The sequence below is a fragment of the Streptomyces sp. NPDC006691 genome, from assembly GCF_042869955.1.
Lineage (GTDB): Bacteria > Actinomycetota > Actinomycetes > Streptomycetales > Streptomycetaceae > Streptomyces.
Genome location: NZ_JBIAGW010000005.1, coordinates 321917 through 346643, shown reverse-complemented (window position 1 = coordinate 346643; position 24727 = coordinate 321917). Strand labels below are relative to the sequence as shown.

The window sequence follows — 24727 nt, the reverse complement described above, 5'->3', positions numbered from 1 at the left end:
CGGAACCGGAGGGTTCCGGGGCTCGTGCGCGATCTCAGAGACCGGCGACGAGGCCGGTGGCCAGGCCCGTGACGGCGCCCGTGTTCACGCCGGTGGTCGAACCGACCAGGCCGGTCACCGAGTTGACGATGCCGGAGACGGGGAGAACGGAGTCGGCGGTGCCGGTCACGTTGCCGAGCGCGGTGCCCACGAGGCCGCCGGAGACGTTGTCCAGGTCGGCGTCGGAGATCTCGCGGGTCTCAACCTGGGGAGCGTTGTTCATGGTGAGTACTGCCTTTCATGGGGACATTTCCTATCGGGAACTCCTTGTCGGGGCTCCCGCAGTGGCCAGGATCAAAACACGCCGACGGCAGGGACAGCCAATCCGCCGGGGGATGGACAGGGCTTTCTTCCGGCCTTGAATTGCCGTCACGTGCAGACCCGTTCATGTTTCGGGGGCATCTTCTTCACGAGCTTCACGGGATGAATTCCTCAAGCTCCGACATCACTTCTCCCAACTGGGGCACTCCCGCACCAATGCCGCGCGATTTCATCCGCGCCCCGGCGGGATCACGGGCCCCGTGACGGGTCCGCGCACGCCCTGTGCAGATTCTCGGAAGGTGTCCTTCCGCTTGTCTGTGGGGCACGGAAGCCGGGGTGACCGCGAGCCGTCGGGCACGGATCGGCCACCGGGCACATCCCGTGGGTGGACGGGGGTGGTCCTGCCGGTGAAGTGTGCGCGAGGATGGCGCCATGACCGCGGCTCATCGCGCCATGGATCAGTTGGAGTCATGGCCGAACCTGGTAAGTGGCCCGCCCCGATGCGCTGTCGGGCAAGCGCTCTTCGCCGCGGAGTGCGAAGTGGTGCACTTCCACTCCGGCTTCGCGGCGGACCTCCACCTCACGCACCCGGCGATAGAGCGACTGCGCCCCGAGCTGCGGCACAGCAGCGCCATACGTCTGAAGCCCGGCTCGGCGTGGGTGACGGTGCTGCTCGACTGCGACGCGGACGTGGACCTGCTGCTCACGCTGGTCAGCATGGCGCTGAAGGCGCAGACCGCCAGTCCGCCCAACTGCCCCTTCGCGCCGTGTACGTGGTACCGGCCCGCCGTCCCTCCCCAACGGGTGGCCGAACCGACGGCGCTGTCGTCGGCGGCGAGGCCGGGCGTGTTCCCCGCGGCGCGGCGAGCGGTGGGACGCCTCTTCCTGCCGCACGGGGCGGGGCCCGTCTGAGGGTTGGTGCGCACCGGACCGGTGAACAACGGTGGGCGATGACGGGCGCGAGCCCCGCTCGCTCCCGCGGACGACAGGGCGATGACGGGCGCGAGCCCCGCTCGCTCCCGCGGACGGCAGGGCGATGACGGGCGCGAGCCCCGCTCGCTCCCGCGGACGGCAGGGCGATGACGGGCGCGAGCCCCGCTCGCTCCCGCGGACGACAGGGCGATGACGGGCGCGAGCCCCGCCGGGTGAGGCCCGGGCGGGGCTCGGCCGTTGTCGGTCGCTGTCCGTCCCGGCCGGTCAACGCCCTTGCAGGGACTTCACGTTGTTGCCGAACGTCCAGTTCTTCGAACCGTCCCAGTTGAGGGACCAGGTCATCAGACCCTTGAGGGCGCCCCCATAGGTGTTCCACGCCTGCGCGACCTGACTGGTGGTCAGGTAGCCGCCGCCCGCGCCCGGCTGGGCGGGCAGGCCGGGGACCTGCTTGTCGTAGGGCACCTTGATCGTGGTGCCCTGGACGACCAGGCCCTTGTTGAGGCAGTTGGTCTGGGCCGTGAACCCGGCGACCGTGCCTGCCTCGTAGGAGTCGCCGGAGCAGCCGTACATGCTGCCGTTGTAGTACTGCATGTTCAGCCACCACAGCCGGCCGTTGTCCGCGTACTTCTTCACGATCGGCAGGTACGCGCCCCAGATCGACCCGTACGTCACGCTGCCCCCGGTGACGTACGCCGTCTCCGGGGCCATCGTCAGGCCGAAGCCCGCCGGCATCTGGGCCAGCACGCCGTCGATGATGCGGATCAGGTTGGCCTGCGAGGGCGACAGGGTGTTGACGTTGCCGCTGCCCACCAGGCCGGTCTCGATGTCGATGTCGATGCCGTCGAAGTTGTACTGCTTGAGGATCGGCACGATCGATGCCACGAACCGGTCGGCCACCGCGCTGGAGCTGAGGTCGATGCCGGCGGCGGCTCCGCCGATGGACATCAGGATGGTCTGGCCCGCCGCCTTCGCCTGGCACATCTCGGCGGGGGTGGGGACCTTCACCGTCGCGTCCATGCCGTCCTGCCACAGCACGGTGCCGTCCGAACGGATCACCGGGAACGCGGCGTTGATGACGTTGTAGCCGTGGGCGGCGATGCGCGCGTCGGTGATCGGGATCCAGCCCAGCGGGGGATGCACGCCGTTGGACGCGCCGTCCCAGTTCTCCCAGTAGCCCTGGAGCACCTTGCCCGCGGGCCTCGGCTTCACCGCGCAGGTGTCGGCCTGGGGAGTGCCCGATGTGGCGGCCACCGGGGCCGGGGGCCCGCCCGGCGCCGCGGCGACCGGGGCCTGGATGGCGAGCGCCAGGACGAGCCCGGCTCCCAGCAGACGTACCGTACGACCGATCATGCTGTGCTCCTTGCCTCCGGGAGCGGGCGCGACGAGGCCGCGCGGCTCCTGGACCGTGGGGGGACCTGAGGAGGTGCGAGGGGGTGGCGCCCCACACCGTAGATTGGTCCAGACCTTCCGTCAATCGTGCCGGAGGTACCAGGTCATGGACCTGTGTACGCGTCAGGTCCCTTGCACACAGCGGTAGTTGAGCCGGATCCGGTGCTCGGGTTCAGGCTGTCAAGACGTCGCGCTCAGCCACGCGTACGCCCGCTCGGCGCTGAACTCCCGCTGACCGCCGGGGAACAGCAGGCCGGCCGTGGCGAACGCCGGGTCGTCGGAGCTCTGCGGCAGATAGGGCACGGCGATGCAGCGCATTCCGGCGGCGTGCGCGGCGGCCGCTCCGGGCGGAGCGTCCTCCAGGACCACGCAGTCGGCGGGGTCGGCGCCGAGGCGGCGGGCGGCCTCCAGGAAGACGTCGGGCTCTGGCTTGCCGTGCTCGACCTCCTCCGCCGACACCACGAGGTCCATGGCGGATGCCAAGCCGGTGCCCGCGAGGACCGCGTCGATCGTGGACCGTGAGGAGCCGGACGCCACCGCCGTCCGGACGCCCTCGGCGCGCAGCCGCTCCACGAAGGCGCGCATCTCGGGGAAGACCTCGGTCGAGGCCCGGGCCAGTTCCAGATAGGCCGCGTTCTTCGCCGTCAGCATCTCCTCGACCGTGCCGGTCAGGGTGTGCTGCCGGTCCAGGATCTCCAGGGTCTCGCGGGTGCCGATGCCGATGAAGCGGGCGTGTTGCTCCCAGCTGAAATCGGGCAGGCCGTAGCGGGCGAGCACCTGACGCGCGGCTTCGTAATAGTTCGGCTCGCTGTCCACGAGAGTGCCGTCGAGATCGAAGATGACCGAAGTGTTACCTGGTGTGCTCATGTGTCCCAGGATGCCAAGGGTGGCGGCGTTCCGTGCCGCCACACGTGCGCGGCGGCGTTCCGTGCCGCTCACTGTGCGGCGGCCCGGCCCACCGACTCCACGAGCGGCAGCAGCCGGTGTGCGACGCGCTCGCGCAGCGCCACCTCGGTGCGGGTGCGCACGACGCCCGGGAGCTGGATCAGCCGCTGGATGACGTCTTCGAGGTGGCCGTTGTCGCGGGCCGCGACCCGGGTCAGCAGATCGCCGCCACCGGTGATCGAGAACGCCTCGATGATCTCGGGGACCGCCGCGAGCGCGTCACCCACCTCGTCGAGGTGTCCCTGGGTCACCTCGATGTGCACGAAGGCCAGCACCGGGTGGCCGAGGGCCGCGGGGGAGAGCACGGGCCCCGTACCGGTGATCACCCCGTCCCGCTCCATCCGGTCGAGCCGCGCCTGGAGTGTGCCGCGGGCGATCCCCAGGAGGCGCGCGTACTCGCGGATGCTGGTGCGCGGCCGCTCGATGAGCAGCCGCAGGATTCGGGTGTCGAGTGTGTCCACCGTCATGTCCCGTTGGCTCCTTCCTGGTCCTGCTGATGGGTCAATGACTGTACCAATGGCCCAGTGAGGAGGAGGTCGGTTGAGCCACTGTCCCTCCGGGTGTTTTCCTCTGGTGGTTGATGGCGCCGCGCAGCGCGCGGGACGGCGACGACGCCGGTCCGGGCCCCGCGGCGCCTTTGTCATGCCTGAGGCCGATTGCACGTAAGGGGGCGCGGCGACCGCCGTGAAGAGGATGTTTGTGGCTCCGGACCCGGGGCTTCTGCGACTGCGGGTGTCCCTGCGGGCCGTTCTCGGTGTGGGACTTTCGGTGACCGCCGCCGAACTGTGCGGGCTCTCCCTCGCCGCGTCGATCACCGCCGGCCTCGCCGCGCTGCTCGCGCTGTTCACCGTCGGCGACGCCACCGTCCGCGCGCAGGCCGCCACCACCGCGCTGCTGCCCGTCGTCGGCTTCCCGGTGCTCGCCCTCGCGGCCGCGCTGCACGGCACCCCGACGGCGCGTGACGCCGCCTGGCTCCTGGTGATCTTCGCCGGGGTGTACGCCCGGCGCTGGGGTCCGCGCGGCCATGCGCTCGGCATCTTCGCCTTCATGATGTTCTTCGCGACCCAGTTCCTGCACGCCGTCACCTCCCAACTGCCCGAGCTGTACGGGGCCATCGCGCTGGCGATCGCCGTCTCGGCGTCGGTCCGGTTCGGACTGTGGTGCATCGAGCGCCACCTCCGGCAGCCCGCCGCCCCGGCCCCGCTGGCCGGCCGCGGCCTCGCCCGGCACACCACCCGCCAGGCCTTCCAGGCGACCGTGGCCTGTGGCTTCGCGCTCGGTGTGGGCCAGGTGCTCTCCGAGGACCGCTGGTACTGGGCCGTCGGCGCCGCCTGGTGGATCTTCGTCAACACCGCCTCGCGCGGCGAGACCCTGGTCCGCGGCTTCCGCCGGGTCCTCGGCACCGTCGTCGGCATCGTGGCCGGGCTGCTCATCGCGATCCCGCTGCACGGGGCGCCGGCGCCGACCGCCGCGCTGGTCGCGGTGTGCGTGTTCGGCATCTTCTACACGGCCGCGCCCAGCTACAGCTGGATGATGTTCTTCGTCACCGTCATGGCCGGCCTGCTCTACGGGCTCCTCGGCGTACTCCACCCCGGGCTGCTCGTGCTCCGCGTCCAGGAGACGGCGGTGGGCGCCCTCGGCGCGGTCATCGGCGTCGCCGTCGTGCTGCCGGTCACCACGCACACCGCCACCGACGCCTGGATCCAGCGGGCCCTGCACTGCGTGAGGCGCTGCACCGCCGCGGCGGCCCACCGGCTGGCCGGGGACGAGAGCGCCGACCCGGCGCCCCGCGCCGCCGAACTGGAGCTGCTGCTCGCCCGGGTACGGCTCTCGCTCGCCCCGCTCGTGCACCCGCTCAGCCCGCTGCGCGCCCGCCGGGCCCGCGCCCACCAGGTCCTGGTCCTGCTCGACGAGTGCGCCCGCGAGGTGCGGGGCCTGGCGGCGGTGGCCGCCGACCCGGCCGCCTCCCACGACGCCCGCCTCACCGCCGCCTGCCAGCGCGTGGAGGCCGCCGTGGCGGCCCTGGTCGCGCCCGAGCCCGACCACAAGACCTGGTCCGCCCTCGCCGCACTGCCGGCCCCGCACCACCACCCCGGCGCCGAGGCCGCGCTCACGCATCTGCACGGACTGGAGCGCGCCCTGGGCGAACTCGCGGCCCCCCTGCGCTCCGCGCCGCGCGCACCGCTGGCCACGGCCTGAGCCCCGGCACCGGCTCGCCCCACCCGTTGGTCTAGACCCCCTGCTACGGTCGCCCCAGCACAGCGGTGTGCGGGGCGGCCCCGGTTCGCGGGGCCTTCGGCGGAGAGGGGTGGCAGGGTGGGCAGGGACAGGGCCGCGCGGGCGTTCATCGGGTCGTTCACCACGGCGGGCGGCAACGGGGTGACCGCGGTCGCCGTGGACGGGCGGAGCGGGGCGCTCACGCCGCTGGGATCCTCGGCAGCCGTCGCCAACCCGTCGTATCTGGCGGCCTCCGCGGACGGCCGCGTGCTCTACGCCGTGGGCGAGAGCGCCGACGGAACGGCCGCCGCCTTCGACATCGCCGCGGACGCACCCCGGCCGCTCGGCGAGCCGGTGTCCGTGGGCGGGGCGGGCCCGACGCATCTCGCCCTCGCCGCCGGGCACCTCGTCACCGCCAACTACGACTCCGGCAGCGTCACCGCGCTGCCCGTGCGGCCCGACGGCGCCCTGGGCCCGGCCGCGTCCGTCCTGGCCCACCACGGGTCGGGCCCCGACCCCGACCGGCAGCGGGAGCCGCACGCCCATCAGGTGCTCGCGGATCCCGGCGGGCGCTGGATCGTCAGCGTGGACCTCGGCACCGACTCGGTGCGCGTATGTGAACTCGCGCCCGCGACCGGCACGTTGAGCCTGCACACCGAGACCGCCATGCGGCCCGGCAGCGGCCCGCGCCACCTCGCGTTCCACCCTGGCGGCCGGTACGCCTACGTCCTCAACGAACTGGCGCCCACGCTGACCGTGTGCCGCTGGGACGCGGAGGCCGGCGCCCTCGAAGCCCTCCACGAGGTGCCTGTCGTCGAGGACGGGGTGAGCGTGGACACCTACCCCTCCGAGGTCGTCGTCGCGCCCGACGGGCGCTTCGCGTGGACGGCCAACCGGGGGCACGACTCGATCGCGGTACTCGCCCTCGACGCGAGCGGCGAGCAGGCCCGGCTCGTCACCACCGTGGACTGCGGCGGACACTGGCCGCGCGATCTCACCCTGGACCCCTCGGGACGCCGTCTGTACGCCTCCAACGAGCGCTCCGGCGATGTGACCTGGTTCGACATCGACCCGGCCACCGGCATCCCGGCACGGGCGGGTTCCCTCGACGCGCCCGCCGCGTCCTGTCTGGTCTTCGCCTGACGGCGGCCACAGCGAGGCGGGGCCCGCACCGGACGTCCGGTGCGGGCCCCGCCTATCGTCGCGTGCGGACGGTCAGTGCACCGGCGAGCCCTGCGGCTGCGCGGAGATGCCGAGGGCGGCCGCGTACTTCGACAGGACCAGCTTGCCGATCGCCGGGTAGGCGCCGAGCGCCTCGGCGACCGAGCACTCGGCCTCCTTGGCGGCCGCGTCGAGCAGCCCGTCGGCCACCTCCGGGCCGATCAGGTACGGGGCGACGGCCAGCTGCGCCGAACCCGAGCCGCGCAGCTGTGCGGCCATCGCCGCGATGGCGCCCTCCTGGTCGAGCGCGGCGGCCATCACCGGCACGGCGAGCCGTGCGGCGAGCAGCATGCCGGTGATGCCGGCGGCCTGCACGGCCTCCTCGCCGCCGACCGTCGCCAGGATGATTCCGTCGGCGGCGGTCGCGACCGTGAACAGCCGGGCGCGGTCGGCGCGGGCCAGACCGGCCTCGGAGAGCCGCACGTGCAGGCCTTCGGCGAGCAGCGGGTGCGGGCCGAGCACATCGGTCAGCTCGGCGGCGGCACGGCTGTCCATGACGGCCTGCCGTATCCGCCGGATCAGGGCGCTGTCGGGGCCCGCGAGCAGCGGGACGACCACGGCGACCGGGCCCTCGGGCTCGGCGGCCTCGCGGCCCGCCGCACGCGCCTGCTCGACGCGCGCGGTGCGCTCGGCGGCGGTGTGGGCGAGCACGGCGTCGAGCGTGGGGTACTCGGCGGACTCGGCCTCGTTGCTGTCCAGGTAGCCGATGCGGGCGTGCAGGCCCGGCAGCTCGGAGCGGGCGATGCTGATGACTTCTTCGGCCAGGCTGCGCACAGCGGGGCCGGGAGTGCCGGGAACGGCGAGAACGAGCGCGGGCGCGCCCTCCGGAGCAACCACCGGTTCCGGGCGGCGGTGCCGGCCGGACTGGCGGGGTCGCGGCATTCGTACGGGCAGGCCGGATGCTGGCCCAGTGGGGGTGCTCATGGCGTCGCATGCTACTGGTTTTGCGTGGGCGGCTGTTCGGGGAGGGGACAGCTGAGCGGTATCTGCCCCGATTTTCCCGGAGAGTGGCATAAAGATCAACTGTCCTGATCTGTCTTGGCACTCACTCGGTCGTGATCCGTCACGCCGTTTGCGATCCACAACATGCGCGGATCGCGCGGCAGTCGCAGTTCACCGTCCGCGAGTGCCGCCGCGATGAGCAGCGAGCCGTCGAGCGGATCTCCGGCCGCCCCGGTCGGGCACGCCTGCGGCAGCCGGCTCCCGAACTCCTCGCGCAGCGGTACGAGAAGGGGCGGACCGAGCTTCAACAGGCCTCCGGTGAGCGCCACTTGGGGCTGCTCCCCGGTGCTCGGCGGGCAGACGGCGGCGGCCGATTCGACGATGTGCCGGGCCGCCTCGCGCAGAATGCCCGCGGCCACTGGATCGGCCGCGGCGCAGCCCGCGACCTCGGGCGCGAACGAGGCGAGCACGGCGGGCCGGTCGGTGCGCGGGTAGAGCAGCCCCGGCAGTTCGCCGGGGCCGCCGAACACCGCGTTCAGCCGGGCCAGGAGAGCCGCCGAACCGCCGGGGCGGCCGTCGTGTTCGCGCAGCGCCGCGTCCAGACCGGCCCGGCCGATCCAGGCGCCGCCCCCGCTGTCGCCGAGCAGATGTCCCCATCCGTCGGCCCGCCGCCACGTGGTGAGATCCGTGCCGAGCGCGATCATCCCGGTCCCGGCCGCCACCACCGCACCGGACCGCTGCCCGAGCGCGCCCGCGTACGCGGTGACGGCGTCGGCGGCCAGGGCGAGCGCGCGCACGCCGAGCGAACGGGCCAGGGCGCCCGGCAGTTCGGCGCGCAGCGCGTCCCCGAGGGTGGCCATCCCGGCCGCGCCGACCGCGACGGCCGCGATCCGGTCCGCGCCGGTACGCAGCATCAACTCCCGTGCCGCGGGGAGCAGTTGGTCGAGCAGATGCCCCGCGTCGATACCGGCGGGGCCGGTCCGCACCGGTTCCTTCGAGGTGATCGTCCCGGCCGGTGGACCCGGCTCGGTGCGGCGCAGCGCGAACCGCACACCGGACCCGCCCGAGTCGACCCCGAGCACCCAGGGTGCCCCGGTGTCCGTCACGGCAGTCGCCAGTCGACCGGCTCGGCGCCCTGCCGCTGAAGAAGTTCGTTCGTACGGCTGAAGGGGCGCGAGCCGAAGAAACCACGGTCCGCCGACATGGGGGAGGGGTGGGCGGACTCGATCGCCGGGAGGTCGCCGAGCAGCGGGCGCAGATTGCGGGCGTCCCTGCCCCACAGCACCGAGACCAGCGGCGTCCCCCGCGCGACCAGGGCCCGGATGGCCTGCTCGGTGACCTCTTCCCATCCCTTGCCGCGGTGGGCGGCGGGCTTGCGGGGTGCCGTCGTCAGCGCCCGGTTGAGCAACAGGACCCCCTGCCGCGTCCATGGCGTCAGATCACCGTTGGAGGGCCTGGGCAGTTCCAGGTCGGAGTGCAGCTCGCGGAAGATGTTCTCCAGGCTGCCGGGCAGCGGCCGCACCTCGGGCGCCACCGAGAACGACAGGCCGACCGCGTGCCCCGGTGTCGGATACGGGTCCTGGCCGACGATCAGTACCCGCACATCGTGGAACGGCTGCTGAAACGCCCGCAGTACATGGGCTCCTGACGGCAGGTAGGTTCGTCCCGCCGCGATCTCCTCACGGAGGAAGTCGCCCATCGCGGCGACCCTTCCGGCCACGGGTTCCAGTGCGTCCGCCCAGCCGGGCTCGACGATCTCTTTCAACGGTCGTGCTGCCACGGCCGTCACTCTACTGGCGCAGCCGCCCGCGTCTCGCCGCCCGGTCGACCGGTCACCGCCACCGCCGATGCCTCGCGGCTCCGGTCGACCGCTCACCGCAACCGTCCGTGCCTCGCCGCCCCCGGTCAACCGATCACCGCCGCCCGTACGCACAGCACGTCCGGCAGATGCGAGGCGAGCAGCCGCCAGGTGTCGCCGTCGTCGGCGCTGGCGTACACCTCGCCGTTGCGGTTGCCGAAGTAGACGCCGGCCGGATCCGCGTCGTCGGTGCACAGCGCGTCGCGCAGCACCGTGCCGTAGTGGGCCTCCTGCGGCAGGCCCGCCGACAGCGGCTCCCAGCTCGTGCCCGCGTCCTCGGTGCGGAAGACCCGGCACTTGTTGTCCGCCGGGACCCGGTCGGAGTCGGCCGTGATCGGGAAGACATAGGCCGTTCCGGCGCGGCGTGGATGGGCGGCGGCCGCGAAGCCGAACGTGGAGGGCAGCCCCGCGCCGATGTCCGTCCACTGCTCCCCGGCGTTGTCGCTGCGGTAGACGCCCCAGTGGTTCTGCAGATAGAGGCGGTCCGGGTCGGCCGGATCCTGCGCGATCTTGTGGACGCACTGGCCGAACTCGGGGTCGGGATCCGGCAGGAAGACCGCCGATACGCCCTTGTTGGCGGGTGCCCAGCTCGCCCCGCCGTCCCGCGTGCGGAACACCCCCGCCGTGGACACGGCTACGGTGAGGACCTGGGTGTCGCGCGGGTCCGTCACGATGGTGTGCAGGCCCTCGCCACCGCCGCCGGGCACCCATCGCGAGCGCGTCGGGTGCTCCCACAGGGGGCGGACGAGGTCGAAGCTCTCGCCGCCGTCCGTCGAGCGGAACAGGGCGGCCGGCTCCGTCCCCGCGTAGACCACGCCCGGTGCCTCCGGGCCCGCCGGACGCAGCTGCCACACCCGTTCCAGGGACGTGCCCGTGAACTCGGGGAACTTCACGGCCGGACGCTTCGGCTCGGTCCACCCGCGGCCCAGGTCGTCGGAGTGGAACACCGACGGCCCCCAGTGCGCGCTGTCCCCGCCGACCAGGAGCCGGGGCGCCGGGCCGTGCCGGGTGTCGATGGCGACGGAGTACACCGCCTGGGCGTTGAAGTGCGGACCTTCGAAGTCCCAGGTGCCGCCGCGTCTGCGGCCGAGAAAGAGCCCCTTGCGCGTACCCACGGTGAGCAGTACCTCAGTCATGCCGTCCCTCCAAAACGCCGTTGTTCCGGATGGTTGCCAGTGTGCACCCGGTCACTGACAACGGCTCTCAACTGGAGAAAGCGGCAGTTCAGGGCAGCTGCGGCACGGGTTCCGTCACGGCTTCGACAAGGAAGGGCAGGAAGCGCTCGGCCAGTGCGCCGGGTGCCAGGGCGGCAGGCTCCACATAGCTCTGCCCGAGCGCTCCCTCACGCAGCGCCACCACGGCCCGGATGAGTTCCGCCAGCTCCCCGCGCGGCCGCAGGCCGGCCCGTGCGAGCAGCGCGCCGAGCAGGGCGGCCGCCTCCTCACGCAGCCGGGCGTCGTGGTCGGCGAGCCGGGCGGCGGCGCCCGGATTGCGGATCGCGTACAGCGTGAACTCGGTGGTCACCAGGAACCAGGTGCGCTCGTCCGGCCCGATGTGCGCGAGCAGCTCCGCGATCCGCGCCACCGACAGGTCCCGGTCGTCGGTCGCGGCGGCCAGCTGGGCGATCCGCTCCAACTCGCGCGCCGCGTGCGCGTCGAAGAGCGCGAAGAACAGCTCCTCCTTGGAGGAGAAGTTGGAGTAGAAGGCGCCCCGCGTGTAGCCCGCGCGCCGGCACACGTCCTCGATCCTGGCCGCCCCGAACCCGGACTCGGCGAACACCTCAAGCGCGGCGTCGAGCAGCCGGGCCAGCGTCTGCGGGCGGCGCTTGGTCGTTCCCTTGGGCACGTCGGGCTCCCGGACTCTTGACAGGGCGAACGCCCTCGGAAAGCATCCAGGCGCGTATCGGATACGTGAATGTATCCGATGGCGGCCCCCAGCGACTCGCGACTCCAGGAGGAACGCTCATGAGCGACGACGTCACGGCCCCGGTCCCGGCGCCCGCCGAGGTGATCGCGGGCGCGGCGGGCCCGATGCCCGAAGGGGTGACCATCCCGATGCCGCCCGCCTTCGACGACATCGAGGACGAACGCCGCTACCGGAAGGAACAACTCGCCGCCGGATTCCGCCTGTTCGGCCGCTTCGGCTTCTCCGAGGGCGTCGCGGGACACATCACCGTCCGCGACCCGGAGCACCCCGACCGGTTCTGGGTGAACCCGTTCGGCATGGCCTTCGGCCGGATCAAGGCCTCCGACCTGATCCTCGTCGACCACGAGGGCAACCTCCTGCACGGCACCCGTCCGGTGAACCGCGCCGCGTTCGTCATCCACGCCGCGGTGCACCAGGCGCGCCCCGACGCGCTGGCCGCCGCCCACTCCCACTCCCTGCACGGCAAGGCGTTCTCCTCACTCGGCGTCCCGCTCGACCCGATCACCCAGGACGCCTGCGCCTTCTTCGAGGACCACGGCCTCTACAGCGACTACCGGGGTGTCGTCAGCGACGCCGAGGAGGGCAAGCGCATCGCGGCGGCGCTCGGTGCCCACAAGGCGGTGATCCTGCAGAACCACGGGCTGCTGACCGTCGGCCGGTCGGTCGCCGAGGCGGTGTGGTGGTTCATCACGATGGAACGCTCCTGCCAGGCCCAACTCCTCGCCATGGCCGCCGGCACCCCCCGGCACATCGACCGTGAGACGGCCCTGCACACCCGGGGTCAGATCGGCGGCCACTTCGCGGGCTGGTTCCAGGCCCAGCCGCTCTACGAGCAGATCGCCGACTCCGACCCCGACCACGTCAACTAGCCTGCTCCGCATGGGACTTCGAGCCGGACGCGGCATCGCCGACATCACCGGGGAGGCCGCCGAGTGCGGCCTGCTCGGCTACGGCAAGGCGGACCAGCAGAGCGCGGGGCTGCACACCCGTCAGCGGGCCCGCGCCTTCGCCTTCGAGGAGGGCGGGGCACGGCTGCTCCTGGTCGTGTGCGAACTGCCCCTGATGTCGGACGCCGTCGTACGCGAGGTGCTGCGCCGACTGCCCGAGGGGTACGGGGCCGCCAACGTGATGCTGACCGCCACCCACACCCACTGCGGGCCCGGCGGCTACTCCCACCACCTGCTCTACAACAGCAACACCGGCGGCTTCCGCGCAAGGACCTTCGACGCCATCACCGACGGCATCACGGAAGCCGCCCTCGCGGCGATCCGCGACCTGGAGCCCGCCCGATTGCGCCTGGCACACGGCGAGTTGAAGAACGCCAGCGTCAACCGCTCGCGCCGTGCCTTCGACCGCAACCCGGCCGCCGACCGCGCCCACTTCCCGGACGCCATCGACCCGGCGACCACCCTGCTCACCGTCGAGCGCGCGGGGCGGCTGCATGCCGCCGTCAACTGGTTCGCCACCCACAACACCAGCATGACCAACCGCAACCGTCTGGTCAGCGCCGACAACAAGGGCTACGCGGCCCTGCACTGGGAGCGGACCGTGGCCGGTGTCGACCATCTCGCCGCCACCGCACCGGAGTTGGTGGCCGCCTTCGCGCAGACCAACGCCGGTGACATGTCACCGAACCTGGGCCTGGCGCCCGGACTCGGCCCGACCCGCGACCAGTTCGAGAACACCCGCGTCATCGGCCTGCGCCAGTACGAGGCCGCGGCCGCCCTCGTCAGCGCCGCACAGGCCTCGGGGGGCGACCTGACCTCGGGGGGCGAGCCGGCCTCCGGCGTCCGGGAGATCTCCGGCGGGCTCGACTTCCGGGCCACCCACCTCCACCTGTCCGCCGTCGAGGTACGCCCCGAGTTCACCGGGGACGGACGCGCCCACCGCACCTCCCCGCCCGTCGGCGGGGCCGCCGCCTTCGCCGGGGCGTGGGTCGACGGCCCCGGTTTCAAGGGCTTCCGGCCGGGCGCCAACCCGCTGTGGGACGCGGTCTCGCGCCGGCTCGTCTACCCCTTCGCACCCGCGCTCCGCGACGCCCAGTACCCCAAGGCCATCGCCCTCCCGGCGGGCCCGGTCAACCGCTTCGTGCCGATGATCCCGCAGAGCGCGCCGGTCCAACTCCTGCGCATCGGGCCGCTGTTCCTCATCGGCATACCCGCAGAGGTCACCATCGTCGCCGGACTGCGGCTGCGGCGTACGGTCGCGGCGATCGTCGGCGCCGCGCTGTGCGACGTCCTGGTCGCCGGGTACAGCAACGGCTACCTCCACTACGTGACCACGCCCGAGGAGTACGACGCGCAGGAGTACGAGGGCGGCAGCACGCTGTTCGGGCGCTGGGAGCTGCCCGCGCTCTGCCAGACCGTGGCCCGTCTCGCCACCGCGATGCGCGACGGGATGCCGGTGGACCCGGGACGCCCCGAACCCGCCGTGCCGGCGCGCGCCGGGCGCCGCCGTGCGGCGGCCGACGCGCCGCACCCGGGCCGGCGGTTCGGTGACGTGCTGGACTTCTCGCTGATCGGCCGCCGCGCCACCGTCGCCTTCGTCGCCGCGCACCCCTCCAACAACCTCCGCAGAGGCGGGAGTTATCTGTTCGTGGAGCGCCTGGACGGTGACGGGTCATGGGCCAGGACCGCGGACGACGGTGACTGGTCGACGGTCTTCCGCTGGGCCCGCTCCGGCGGCGCGACCTCGGTCGCCACGGTCACCTGGAACATTCCCGAGGGCGCGGAACCGGGAACGTACCGCATCTCCTACCACGGCGACAGCACGCCGAAGGGCCCGTTCACCGGAGTGAGCGAGCCCTTCGAAGTGCGGTGAGCGGCAAGAGATTTGGGGCCTTTGCCGACGGGCTCGGCCCGGCCGGGCCCGGTCAGACCGAGCGGTGGTACTGGTCCGGAACGTGCACCTCGTCGCCGAATTCGCGGGCGGCCCGGCGGGCCCAGGACGGGTCGCGCAGGAGTTCGCGGCCGAGCAGGACCGCGTCCGCCTCGCCGTTCGCGAGGATCTTCTCCGCCTGCCGCGGCTCGGTGATCATGCCGACGGCGGCGACCGCGAGCGGGCTCTCGTTGTGCACCCGTTCGGCGAACGGCACCTGGTAGCCGGGGCCGGTCGGAATGCGTACGCCGGAGGCGTTGCCGCCGGTGGAGACGTCGAGCAGGTCCACGCCGTGCTCCTTGAGCAGGGCGGCGAGGCGGACCGTCTCGTCGGCGGTCCAGCCGCCGTCCTCCAGCCAGTCGGTGGCGGAGATCCGGAAGAACAGGGGCAGTTCCTCGGGCCATGCCGCCCGTACCGCGTCGGTGACTTCGAGGGCGAAGCGGACGCGGTTCTCGAACGAGCCGCCGTAGGCGTCGGTGCGCTTGTTGGAGTGCGGGGAGAGGAACTCGCCGATCAGGTAGCCGTGCGCGCCGTGGATCTCGACGACCTTGAACCCGGCGTCCCGGGCCCGGCGGGCCGCTGCCGCGAACTGGCCGACGATCTCCTGGATCTGTTCGACCGTCAGCTCGGTGGGCACGGTGTGGCGCTCGTCCCAGGGCACCGGGCTCGGGGCGAGCGGCTGCCAGCCCTCCGCGCTGTCCGGCGCCAGCGGCGCGCCGCCCCGCCAGGGCCGGTCCGTGGAGGCCTTGCGTCCGGCGTGCGCTATCTGGATGCCGGGCACGGTGCCCTGGCTCTCCAGGAACGCGGTGATCCGGCGCAGCGCCGCGACCTGGGTGTCGTTCCAGATGCCGAGGTCCGCGGGCGAGATGCGGCCCTCGGGGCTGACGGCGGTCGCCTCCACCAGGATCAGCCCCGTGCCGCCGGCGGCACGGGCCGCGTAGTGGGCGAAGTGCCAGTCGTTGACCACGCCCGCGTTCGGCCCGAAGACCTCGGCCGAGTACTGGCACATCGGCGCCATCCAGACCCGGTTCGGGACGGTCAGGGACCGCAGGGTGTAGGGCTCGAAAAGGGCACTCGCAGCAGCCACGGCAACTCCACTCGAAACGGCTCGGGGCGCCTGTGTGGCGCCGGGATCTCTTCGTACGATAACTCTCGTAGTACGGGGGATGTCAAACTACGATGATGCTCGTACAATGAGGCGGGTGAGCACCGTGACGAACACCCGTGAACTCGCCCACCCGGCGCGCGAGGAGATCCGCCTGGAGGGCATTTTGCACGCGCTCTCCGACCCGATGCGGATGCGGGTCGTCCGAGCGCTCGCCACCACCGAGGACGAGCTCTCCTGCTCGCACTTCGTGCTGCCCGTCACCAAGTCCACGACCACCCACCACTTCCGTGTGCTGCGCGAGAGCGGTGTGATCCAGCAGGTCTACCGGGGCACCGCCAAGATGAACGGCCTGCGCCGCGCCGACCTCGACGCGCTCTTCCCCGGGCTGCTCGACAGCATCCTGGACGCGGCGTCCCGCGAGGCCGGGCGGCTGGGCGACGAGGCCTGACCGCGGGCCGTTCTCAAGGTGCCGCTCCCTCACCGGCGGCGCCGGCCCCGGGAGGTTCCTCTCCCGGCGACGCGGGCCCGGGACGGCTCCTCACCCGGCGGGGCGGACCTCAGCTTCCTTCGCGACCGGCCGCGAGCAGCCCGTCCCAGTCGGGGATCTTCACCGAGCTCCGGCCGAGCGAGCGGCCGAGCTCCGCCTCGGCCCGCTCGATCGCCAGCCAGCCCTGCCAGGTCACCGGGCGCAGTCCCAACTCCCTGAGCGCGTCCAGGGGTTCGGCCGCGACCGTCCGCCCGGCGAGCAGCGGGGCATCGGCGAGCAGCGAGGTCACCGTCTCCTTCGCGCAGGGCCGGTTCGTGCCGATCACGCCTGTCGGGCCGCGCTTGATCCAGCCGGCCACGTACTCGCCCGGCGACGGCTTCCCCGCGCGCAGCACCCGTCCCGCCGCGTGCGGCACCGTCCCGGTCGCCGGATCGAACGGCAGGCCCTGCGGCGGCACCCCGAGATAACCGACGGCCCGCAGCACCAGGTGCGCCTCGATGTCCTCGTACGTGCCGGTGCCGAGCACCCCGCCGCTGCCGTCCGGCGTCGTCCGCTCGAAGCGCACCGCGCCCACTCTGCCGTCCCGCTCCAGGATCTCCACGGGCCGCAGATAGAACCTCAGGTTCAGGCGGCGGGCGCCGGGTCGCACCGGGCGCCCGACCCAGCCGCGCAGCACCGCCACATTGCGGCGTACGGGAGCGGGCAGCGCGGCCGGGTCGACGAAGTCGGGGTCACGGGCCAGCTCGTCGACGGCCACCGTGGCGTCGGCACCCGGCAGCGAGCCCAGCTCGCGCAGCTCCTTCGTGGTGAAGCGGGCCTGCGAGGGGCCGCGCCGGGCCGTCATGTGCACCTCGCGGACCTGGCTGACGGCGAGCGCGCCGAGCGCGGACTGCGGCACATCGGTCGACCGCAGCTCGTCCGCGCCGCGGGCCAGCATGCGCGCCACGTCGACCGCCACATTGCCGGCGCCGATCACGACGGCCGAGCGCGCGCCGAGGACGAAGGCGTCCGGATCACTGTCGGGATGCGCGCTGTACCAGGACACGAACGCGGTCGCCGAGAAGCTGCCGGGCAGCTCCTCGCCCGGGATGCCCAGGTGCCGGTCCGATTTGGCCCCCACGCAGTAGACCACCGCATGGTAGAGCCGCCGCAGTACCTCCGCCGGAACACCGCCGGGGCCCACCTCGACATGTCCGAGGAACCGGATCCGGCCGTCCTCCAGCACGGAACGCAGGTTGTTCTGAAGCGACTTGATCTTCTCGTGGTCCGGGGCGACCCCGTATCGGACCAGACCGTACGGACACGGCAGCCGGTCCAGGACGTCCACCCGGACCGCGTCGGCCGCGCTCTGCTCCACCAGGTTCTGGGCGGTGTAGACACCGCTCGGCCCGGACCCGACGACGGCGATGCGCAGCATGGCGGGTGCTCCTTGACGACAGGACCGCAGAGGACCGCGGGGAATTCAAGGATGGCACCGCCGCCCGCACGACGGGTAGAGGTGCGCCGCCGGCCGGGGGACGGACCCGGGGGTCGGACCCGAGGGTCGGGGCATGGGCCCGGCGGCTAAGGGACCGGCTTCGGCGGAACGCCCAGCTCCCAGTCGAGCCCGTACCGCTGGAACAGCTCGGCCCGCAGCTTGGCCGCGTCCATGGGGGCGCCCGGCAGCAGCGCCGCGAACACCGCCCCCATCAGGTTGGCGCGCAGCAGCGGGTACTCGGTGTCCACGTCCCGGCAGCCGTACCGTACGACCGTGTCACGCAGCAGCGCGGCGAGACGCTGCTGCTCGGGGCACTGGACGAAGCCCTGGGCCTGGAGGATCCCCGCCATGTGCGCCCGCATGAGGACCGGCTGGGAATGGGTGAGGCCGAGGATCGCGTCGATCGCCCGGGCCAGGCGCTCGCGCCCGTCGGAGGTCCGCGGCTCGCGCTCAAGACCCTCCTCCAGGGTCAGATGCATCAGGCGGTGCACAGCCGATTGCAGGAGCTGGCGCTTGCCCGGGAAGTAGTACGACACCAGCCCCCGGGCCGAGCCCGCCCGGTCCGCGATGTCGCCGAGGGTCGTCGATTCGTAGCCGCGTTCCGCCACCAGCTCCACCGTGGCTTGCAGCAGCCGCTCGCGAGAACGTCTGCGCAACTCTTCATTGACCGATGCGCTGCGCGGGGACATGCTGTAACTCCTGCGTTGACTGGCTCTGAGCCAATATACTCAGGCCGTCGCAGGGCGGTAGCCCCTTCGCCGGGGCCCGGCCTGGGCGCGGGGCTGCTCGTTCGGGGTGACGCGGGGGATCACCTCGAACGGGTGGCCCCTTTTCGCACCCCTCGCCTTCACGCCCTCCGCCTCCCGTCGTGCCCGCCCCTTTCGCGGCGTACCCGTCACGAGCCTGTCGTGCGCGTCACGCCGCTCACGTCCGCGTCCCGCTCGTCGCTCAGCGGCCCTCGCCGACCAGCGCGAGCACCGGCAGCAGACCCTCCGGGCGCTCGTCGGCCGGCAGATGGTCCACGAAGTGCACCGCACAGCCCAGGGCCGCCGCGCCGCCGTCCGCCCGCCGGTCGTCGCCCACCATCAGGACCTCGCCGGGGTCCTGTCCGAGCGCCTCGCAGGCCGCCCGGAAGAGCCGCTCGTCCGGCTTCTGCACCCCGTGCTCGAAGGACAGGGCGTACACGTCCACGAAGTCGTCCAGGCCGTGCTCCCGGAAGACCGGCCGCAGGTCCCAGCCGATGTTGCTCACCACGCCGATCGCGATCCCGCGCTCGCGCAGCCCGGCGAGCACCGCCCTCGCGTCGGGGTAGGGACGCCAGGCCGCCGGGGTCATGTGACGGTCGTAGAGCAGGTCGTACAGGCGGTCGTCGGGCAGCGCCACCTCGCGGGCGAGACCCGTGTACGCCCGGCGGTGGAGCTCGCCGCTCCTGTCGCGCTCGGACCACAGCTCCGTCAGATGACCGGGTATCCGCAGCGGGTGGGCGCCGCCCGGCAGGGCGCCGGCCTCCTCCAACGCCCTTGTGCGGTCGGCGAGTTCGGCCTCCGTCAGGGTGATCCCCGCGGCGTCGAGCGCGGAGCTGAGCCAGTCGCCGGCCGGTTCGATGCGAAAGAGGGTGCCGGAGAAGTCGAGGAGAACGCCCTTGATCGTCATGCCCGCGATCCTCGCGTGTTCATGTCCGCCGGTTCAAGACCCAGCGGCGGTGGGCCGCCGCGCTCAGGGTGACGACGGCCACGCCGATCAGCCAGCCGCCGACCACGTCCGAGAACCAGTGCACCCCCAGGAACAGCCGCGTGAACCCCACGCCGAACGCGGACACCACCCCCACCACCAGAGCCGCCGTACGCGGGCCCCGCTGCGCCCCGTGCAGCGCGAGGACCCACACGAGCAGTCCGAAGGCGACGGTCACGCCGATGGCGTGACCGGACGGGAACGCGGCATACCCGGCGGAGTCCACCGGGTCCGGCCAGCGCGGCCGGTCCCGCCCGACCGCCGCCTTCAGGCCCTGCTGCACGGCCGTGCCGAGACCGCTCGTCGCCGCGACCCACAGGGCCGACAGCCGCTCGCCGCGCCACAGCAGCACCGCGACGACCACCGCGAGCAGGGCGCGCATCGCCCAGGGATCCCACACCCAGTCGGTCAGGATCCGGTTGGCGTGGGTGAGCCCGGGATCCGCCACCGCCCGGCGGTGCAGCCCCTCCGCGACCGACCGGTCCAACGACATCAGCGGACCCCACCGGACGACCACGAGGGCCAGCAGCACGCCGGCGGCCAGGGTGCACACGAGCCCCGCGCGCAGCGGCAGGGTCGGGCGGGAACGGGCTTCGGGGGCAGTGAGGAGCATGGGGAAGATCCAAGCCGATGCGCGGCGCCGCGGCCAGGGTGCCGGTCAGGGGGAGCCACCGGTCACGGGAAGGGACCGCCGGTCAGGGGAAGGGACCGCCGGTCAGGGGGAGCCACCGGTCACGGGAAGGGACCGCCGGTCAGGGGGGAGTCGCCGGTGGTCAGGAGAAGGGACCGCCGGTCAAGGGGCGGGATGCTAGCCCAGTGCGTGCAGTCCCGGCACCAGGGCCACGATCAGGGGTACGGCCGGGACCAGCGCGGCGTACGCCGTCAGGCGCAGGCGGTGGCTCGCGGGGAGGCGGGGGACCGCGGACAGCAGGCGGTGCACCCGCTGCGGGAGCTGTCCGTCCGGCGCGGGGCAGGGGCCGAACACCCCGCGGTGCTCGTTGAGTTCGACCAGCGCGAGCGCGATCGTGAGGCGGCCGAAGCGGCGGGACGCCACGTCGTCGGCGGCCAGCTCCACCAGGCGGTGCATCTCGTCGCGGAACGCGGCGAAGACGGGCACCTGGGGGAACCCCCGTGCCAGCGCGCCCGAACAGTGCAGCAGCCAGTCGTGCCGGGCCCGTGCGTGCCCGAGCTCATGGGCGAGCACCGCATCGAGCTGACGGCCTTTCAGACGCTGAAGTGCCGCTGTGGTGATGACCAGTTGAGGTGTCTGGCCCGGCAGCCACCAGGCGTCCGGCCGGGCCGCCTCCAGGACCACCAGACGCTCGCCGGACGGCTCCTCGCCGGGCAGCAGCGGCGAGCGCAGCCGCAGCTCCGCCCGGCGCCGGCGGCGGCGCGCCCAGCTGTCCCGGATCTCCCGCGTGAGCATCGCCCCGGTCCAGGCACCGCCCAGGAACAGCACCACGGCGAGCGCCGCCGACCAGGGGCCGTACGGTCCCAGCGCGTACGCCTCGACCACCGCGCGGGGCGCGGACGCGAACACCTGGCCGCGCACGGTCTGCCAGGCGGACGCGGCACTGAACACCATCGCGAGCCCGAAGCAGAGCAGCACCGCCGCCACCACGCACTGCCACACCCACAGCGCCACCACCGGCTCGCGCTCGACCCAGTCGGCGCGGGCGAGCAGTCGCGGGGCGGCGACGGCGGACACCAGGCCGAGCAGCAGCAACGCGAGGGAGACCGTCATGGTCTCAGCCTATGAGCGGGGCCGCCGTCATAGGTATGTCCGTGGACGTCAAGTGACGCACGCCACGAACGGAGAGCCGCGCGGCCCGTCGGCCCGGGGTCCGCTCAGACGGTGATCAGCATCGCCAGCATGGCGATCCCCATCGACAGACGGCAGGCCAGCGCCAGCTCGGGCCGCGCCCCCCACGACACGGCGGCCGTCGGCGCGCTCCCGGCCGCCGCCGCCGGCAGCAGCCGCACCCCCGTCGACAGGACGTACCCCGCGAAGTACAGGAGCAGCACCCCGGTCAGCAGCGGCACCCCGCCCGCCGTATGCCCCTCGTGCCCGGTGTGGGCGGCGCCCCCGCCCGTCGGCGCCATCGCCAGCGCCATGTAGACCATCGAGAGCGACCCCACCACGTGGTGCAGATGGTGCGCCCCGCCCCGGGCCAGCCACAGCGCCCGCAGCGCCGCGCCCCCGAACACCACCGCGTACCCCGCGATCATCCACGGCGGCGGCGCGAGGAACGCGGCCGGCACGGCCATCGCAGCCATCCCGAACCCCATCACCGCCTCCCCGCCCGCCGCCCCGCGGGCCCGCGGGGAACCGCTGCGCATCCGCAGCAGGCAGTACGAGCCGGTCGCCGCGCACAACGCGACGAGCAGCCATCCGGGCAGCACCGGACCGTGCACGGCGTACCTCCCCGCTCTCTGTGACGCCCTGCCGACAGGTCGATGCCCAGGCACGGGGCCGCATACGCGGGCGCAGGGACACACAGGGGGAGCGCGCGGAAGGTCTTCGCCGGTCAGGGCACGGGCGGTCAAGGCGGGCGAGCGGGACGGGCCACGGCCGCCGGGCAGCCGGTGGCGTCAGGGGCGATAGCGCAACGGGTGGTCCGCGGGGATCTCCACGACCACGATGCGCACCCCGTCCGGGTCCTCGATCCACATCTCGATCAGACCCCACGGCTCGCGCACCGGTGGCCGGGCGATCGTGACCCCCTGTGCCGCGAGCTCCTCGTGCGCGGCGGCCGCGTCCGCGACCTGGAGCCACAGCTGGAGCCCCGGGGCGGGCGGCCGCTCGGCGCGGCCGGACACCTCCAGGAAGCCGCCGCCCAGGAAGTACACCGTGCCGCGCTCGGGTCCCGTACCGAACTCGCGGTAGACGGGAAGGCCGAGCCGCTCGCCGTAGAACGCACGCGAACGCTCCGGGTCGGTGGGGCGCAGAAGGGTCCGGCTGCTCAGTACATGCACCATGACAGGCGACCCTAACGGGCGGGTTAGGCTCGGGAGGCCGCCGCAGCGCAACCGACGAGCAGGGAGAGCGAACGATGGACACCGCAAGGCGCGCCGCCGGAGAGCTGAGCTACCGGGACGCCACCGAAGCCGACATCGAGGCGCTGGTGCCGCTCATCGAATCGGCCTACCGCGGAGACGCCAGCCGGGCCGGCTGGACCACCGAGGCCGACATCCTGCAAGGGCAGCGCACCGACCCCGAGGGCGTGCGCGCGGTCATCACCACTCCCGGCAGCAAGCTGCTCACCGTCGAGCGCGACGGCTCGCTCGTCGCCTGCTGCCAGCTCGAACACCGGGGCGACGCGGCCTACTTCGGGATGTTCGCCGTCTCTCCCGCACTCCAGGGAGCCGGTCTCGGCAAGCAGATCATCGCCGAGGCCGAGCGCCTCGTCCGCGCCGAGTGGGGCGTCGGCGAGATGCACATGACCGTGATCTCGGTACGCGACGAGCTGATCGCCTTCTACGAGCGCCGCGGCTACCGCCGTACGGGAAGGATGACACCCTTCCCGTACGGCGACGAACGCTTCGGCCTGCCGCAGCGCGACGACCTCCAATTCGAGCTGCTCGTCAAGGAGTTGGGCTGAGTGGGCCCGCCGCGCGCTACGCGGTGAAGCGGCCGGTGCGGCGGATCTCCGGATAGTCGGTCGTCGCGCCGTCCAGTTGCAGGGCGCGCGCCAGGCGCAGATGGTCCTGGGTGTTCACGGTCCAGCCGATCACCCTGAGGCCGGCGGCATGGGCCCGCTCGACCGTCTCCAGGGTGAGCCGGGTGATGTCCAGGACCAGGCTCCGGGCGCCGACGGCCGTGGCCCGCTCGACGAGATCGGGACCCCAGTCGTCGTCGACGAGCGCGGTGCGCACGCCCGGTACCAGCGAGGCGACCTCGGCGAGCGCCGCGTCGTGGAACGACAGCACCTCCACCCGGCCCACCAGGTCGCGCCGCAGGATCACCTCGGCGAGCGCGCGGGCCGCGGCGGTGTCCTTGATCTCGGCCTGGATCGGGGTCTTCACGGCGTCCAGGACTTCCTCGAACACGGGGACGCGTTCGCCCTGGCCCGCGTCCAGCTCCCGCAGTTCGGCCAGGGTCAGCTGGCCGACGGGGCCCTCCCCGTCCGTGGTGCGGTCGACCTCGGCGTCGTGCATGACGACGAGGGCGCCGTCCTTGCTCAGGTGCAGATCGAGTTCGATGACATCCATGCCCACGCGTTCGGCGTGGACGAAGGAACGCAGGGTGTTCTCCGGCTCGACACCCATGACCCCGCGATGACCGATGGTGAGGAACGTCAAGACAGGCCTCGCTTCCGTCGACGGCGCTAGTGGCGCGCGATGCAGTCCCGTGCGCACGCGGCAGCCGCAGCCTAACGGCCCGCCACCGCAACGGACCCCGGCTCGCGCGGCGCATCGGAGTCGTCCGCCCGGGTTGACGCGATCCCGAGCACGAGGCCGGTGATCAGGGCTGCGACAAGGACGGCACGGGTGCTCACGGGGGCGGCTCCGGGGCGCGGGGGGCGGGGCGGGCGGACACCGTCCTACCGGTGCGCACCCGTCCTGGGCCACCGCGCGTCACCCTCTCGTGGGCGAGTCCTTCAGCTCTTGACGATCCGGCGTGCCCCCCTCATCCCGGGCCGGGCCAGCCGTCGTGATGGGCCGGATCTCCCTCCTGTGGCGGCGTCAGACGGTCCAGGTCCGCCAGCATCGCCCGGGCCAGCTCCAGCTCGGCCAGCTCCCGCAGCTCGCTCCAGCGCAGCGCGATCCTGGGATGCGCCCACTCGGCGTTGTCCTCGGCCCGCGCGAGCGCCGCCCGCACCTGGCCCAACTCGGCCTCGGTGCGCGCCAGATGCTCCTCCACCAGGGCGCGCAGCCGCTCCGGCGCCGCCAGATGCCCGAGCCAGATCCGCAGCACCAGCGGATGCTTGAGGACCGTGGGGCCGGCCGCCTCGGGGGAGTCCGCCCACTCGGTGAGCGCGGCGCGGCCCGCCTCGCTGATCGCGTACCGCCGCTTGGTGCGTGGCTCCTCGGGGCCGGAGCGCCGCGAGGTGGCGTACCCGAGCGCCTCCAGGCGGCGCAGTTCGGCGTAGATCTGGCTGATCGCGGGCGACCAGTAGAAGAACCGCAGCGAGGCGTCGGCCCACTTCTTGAGCTCGTAGCCGGTCCGCTCGCCGGGGAACGAGAGCAGCCCGAGCACCGCCCATGCCGTCGGCGGCAACTGGCGTTCCGTGTCTTGCTTGTTGGAGAACTGACGACTAGTCATATGGCGAATTGAAGTAAGCGAGACACGCGGACACAACCCCTGGAGGGCCC

At 73.0% G+C, this 24727-nt stretch carries 26 protein-coding genes; 7 read left to right on the top strand and 19 right to left on the bottom strand.

Annotation, left to right across the window (positions count from 1 at the left end; translation table 11 throughout):
• Window positions 1–34: 34 nt before the first annotated feature.
• Window positions 35–262, bottom strand: a complete 228-nt coding sequence (locus ACFYNP_RS14845; protein ID WP_100572914.1) for a type A2 lantipeptide — start codon at window positions 260–262, stop codon at window positions 35–37.
• Window positions 263–732: 470 nt separating this feature from the next.
• On the opposite strand from ACFYNP_RS14845, the gene ACFYNP_RS14840 reads away from it, so the two are divergent.
• A complete protein-coding gene (locus ACFYNP_RS14840; protein ID WP_388785650.1) occupies window positions 733–1212 on the top strand; it encodes a luciferase family protein in 480 nt (159 codons plus the stop codon).
• A 285-nt stretch (window positions 1213–1497) separates the two neighbouring features.
• On the opposite strand, the gene ACFYNP_RS14835 is transcribed toward ACFYNP_RS14840, so the two are convergent.
• The 3 genes from ACFYNP_RS14835 to ACFYNP_RS14825 form a co-directional block, all read right to left on the bottom strand.
• Window positions 1498–2580: a chitinase gene (locus ACFYNP_RS14835; RefSeq protein ID WP_388785811.1), complete on the bottom strand. Its 1083-nt coding sequence runs from the start codon at window positions 2578–2580 to the stop codon at window positions 1498–1500.
• 222 nt (window positions 2581–2802) lie between these two features.
• Complete coding sequence (locus ACFYNP_RS14830) at window positions 2803–3489, bottom strand: HAD family hydrolase (RefSeq protein ID WP_388785648.1); 687 nt, start codon at window positions 3487–3489, stop codon at window positions 2803–2805.
• A 68-nt stretch (window positions 3490–3557) separates the two neighbouring features.
• A complete protein-coding gene (locus tag ACFYNP_RS14825; RefSeq protein ID WP_388413211.1) occupies window positions 3558–4034 on the bottom strand; it encodes an Lrp/AsnC family transcriptional regulator in 477 nt (158 codons plus the stop codon).
• Between the two features lie 226 nt (window positions 4035–4260).
• Here ACFYNP_RS14825 and ACFYNP_RS14820 point away from each other — a divergent pair, with 226 nt between their 5' ends.
• Window positions 4261–5766: an FUSC family protein gene (locus ACFYNP_RS14820; protein WP_388785810.1), complete on the top strand. Its 1506-nt coding sequence runs from the start codon at window positions 4261–4263 to the stop codon at window positions 5764–5766.
• Window positions 5767–5883: 117 nt separating this feature from the next.
• Complete coding sequence (locus ACFYNP_RS14815; RefSeq protein ID WP_388785646.1) at window positions 5884–6927, top strand: lactonase family protein; 1044 nt, start codon at window positions 5884–5886, stop codon at window positions 6925–6927.
• A gap of 72 nt (window positions 6928–6999) precedes the next feature.
• On the opposite strand, the gene ACFYNP_RS14810 is transcribed toward ACFYNP_RS14815, so the two are convergent.
• The 5 genes from ACFYNP_RS14810 to ACFYNP_RS14790 form a co-directional block, all read right to left on the bottom strand.
• Window positions 7000–7929, bottom strand: a complete 930-nt coding sequence (locus tag ACFYNP_RS14810) for a sirohydrochlorin chelatase (protein WP_388785644.1) — start codon at window positions 7927–7929, stop codon at window positions 7000–7002.
• Between the two features lie 95 nt (window positions 7930–8024).
• Window positions 8025–9053, bottom strand: a complete 1029-nt coding sequence (locus ACFYNP_RS14805; protein WP_388785643.1) for an N-acetylglucosamine kinase — start codon at window positions 9051–9053, stop codon at window positions 8025–8027.
• The gene (locus ACFYNP_RS14800) at window positions 9050–9727 is read right to left on the bottom strand and encodes a uracil-DNA glycosylase (RefSeq protein WP_388413217.1); all 678 of its coding nucleotides are present in this window, start codon (window positions 9725–9727) and stop codon (window positions 9050–9052) included. The genes ACFYNP_RS14805 and ACFYNP_RS14800 overlap by 4 nt, the downstream gene beginning before the upstream one ends.
• A gap of 125 nt (window positions 9728–9852) precedes the next feature.
• Window positions 9853–10941 carry a WD40/YVTN/BNR-like repeat-containing protein gene (locus ACFYNP_RS14795; RefSeq protein ID WP_388785641.1) on the bottom strand — a complete coding sequence of 363 codons (1089 nt, stop codon included), beginning with the start codon at window positions 10939–10941 and terminating at the stop codon, window positions 9853–9855.
• Window positions 10942–11029: 88 nt separating this feature from the next.
• Window positions 11030–11650: a TetR/AcrR family transcriptional regulator gene (locus ACFYNP_RS14790; RefSeq protein WP_388785639.1), complete on the bottom strand. Its 621-nt coding sequence runs from the start codon at window positions 11648–11650 to the stop codon at window positions 11030–11032.
• Between the two features lie 119 nt (window positions 11651–11769).
• Between ACFYNP_RS14790 and ACFYNP_RS14785 the strand changes: the two genes are divergently transcribed.
• The gene (locus tag ACFYNP_RS14785) at window positions 11770–12600 is read left to right on the top strand and encodes a class II aldolase/adducin family protein (RefSeq protein WP_388413223.1); all 831 of its coding nucleotides are present in this window, start codon (window positions 11770–11772) and stop codon (window positions 12598–12600) included.
• 10 nt (window positions 12601–12610) lie between these two features.
• Entirely contained in the window at window positions 12611–14551 is a 1941-nt protein-coding gene (locus tag ACFYNP_RS14780; RefSeq protein WP_388785637.1) for a neutral/alkaline non-lysosomal ceramidase N-terminal domain-containing protein, read from the top strand.
• 52 nt (window positions 14552–14603) lie between these two features.
• Here ACFYNP_RS14780 and ACFYNP_RS14775 read toward each other — a convergent pair whose 3' ends face one another.
• Window positions 14604–15695: an NADH:flavin oxidoreductase/NADH oxidase gene (locus tag ACFYNP_RS14775; RefSeq protein ID WP_388785635.1), complete on the bottom strand. Its 1092-nt coding sequence runs from the start codon at window positions 15693–15695 to the stop codon at window positions 14604–14606.
• 106 nt (window positions 15696–15801) lie between these two features.
• Between ACFYNP_RS14775 and ACFYNP_RS14770 the strand changes: the two genes are divergently transcribed.
• Window positions 15802–16164: an ArsR/SmtB family transcription factor gene (locus ACFYNP_RS14770; protein WP_388413228.1), complete on the top strand. Its 363-nt coding sequence runs from the start codon at window positions 15802–15804 to the stop codon at window positions 16162–16164.
• A gap of 109 nt (window positions 16165–16273) precedes the next feature.
• Here ACFYNP_RS14770 and ACFYNP_RS14765 read toward each other — a convergent pair whose 3' ends face one another.
• From ACFYNP_RS14765 to ACFYNP_RS14735, 7 genes are all read right to left on the bottom strand, one after another.
• Window positions 16274–17620, bottom strand: coding sequence for an FAD-dependent oxidoreductase (locus tag ACFYNP_RS14765; RefSeq protein WP_388785634.1), 1347 nt, complete (start codon window positions 17618–17620; stop codon window positions 16274–16276).
• 146 nt (window positions 17621–17766) lie between these two features.
• Entirely contained in the window at window positions 17767–18369 is a 603-nt protein-coding gene (locus ACFYNP_RS14760; protein WP_388413232.1) for a TetR/AcrR family transcriptional regulator, read from the bottom strand.
• A 259-nt stretch (window positions 18370–18628) separates the two neighbouring features.
• Window positions 18629–19333 carry an HAD family hydrolase gene (locus ACFYNP_RS14755; RefSeq protein WP_388785632.1) on the bottom strand — a complete coding sequence of 235 codons (705 nt, stop codon included), beginning with the start codon at window positions 19331–19333 and terminating at the stop codon, window positions 18629–18631.
• Between the two features lie 19 nt (window positions 19334–19352).
• On the bottom strand, window positions 19353–20024 hold the full coding sequence (locus tag ACFYNP_RS14750; RefSeq protein WP_388785630.1) for a phosphatase PAP2 family protein: 672 nt from the start codon (window positions 20022–20024) through the stop codon (window positions 19353–19355).
• A gap of 195 nt (window positions 20025–20219) precedes the next feature.
• On the bottom strand, window positions 20220–21155 hold the full coding sequence (locus ACFYNP_RS14745; protein WP_388413236.1) for a M56 family metallopeptidase: 936 nt from the start codon (window positions 21153–21155) through the stop codon (window positions 20220–20222).
• A 104-nt stretch (window positions 21156–21259) separates the two neighbouring features.
• Window positions 21260–21826 (bottom strand): DUF5134 domain-containing protein, encoded by a 567-nt coding sequence (locus tag ACFYNP_RS14740; RefSeq protein WP_388785629.1) that lies wholly within the window; start codon window positions 21824–21826, stop codon window positions 21260–21262.
• 177 nt (window positions 21827–22003) lie between these two features.
• Window positions 22004–22390, bottom strand: a complete 387-nt coding sequence (locus ACFYNP_RS14735; protein WP_388413240.1) for a VOC family protein — start codon at window positions 22388–22390, stop codon at window positions 22004–22006.
• A gap of 74 nt (window positions 22391–22464) precedes the next feature.
• Here ACFYNP_RS14735 and ACFYNP_RS14730 point away from each other — a divergent pair, with 74 nt between their 5' ends.
• The gene (locus ACFYNP_RS14730) at window positions 22465–23013 is read left to right on the top strand and encodes a GNAT family N-acetyltransferase (RefSeq protein ID WP_388413242.1); all 549 of its coding nucleotides are present in this window, start codon (window positions 22465–22467) and stop codon (window positions 23011–23013) included.
• A gap of 16 nt (window positions 23014–23029) precedes the next feature.
• Here the strand turns inward: ACFYNP_RS14730 and ACFYNP_RS14725 are convergent, their stop codons facing one another.
• Complete coding sequence (locus ACFYNP_RS14725; RefSeq protein ID WP_388785628.1) at window positions 23030–23713, bottom strand: glycerophosphodiester phosphodiesterase; 684 nt, start codon at window positions 23711–23713, stop codon at window positions 23030–23032.
• A gap of 328 nt (window positions 23714–24041) precedes the next feature.
• Entirely contained in the window at window positions 24042–24677 is a 636-nt protein-coding gene (locus tag ACFYNP_RS14720; RefSeq protein ID WP_388785626.1) for a PadR family transcriptional regulator, read from the bottom strand.
• Window positions 24678–24727 lie beyond the last annotated feature (50 nt).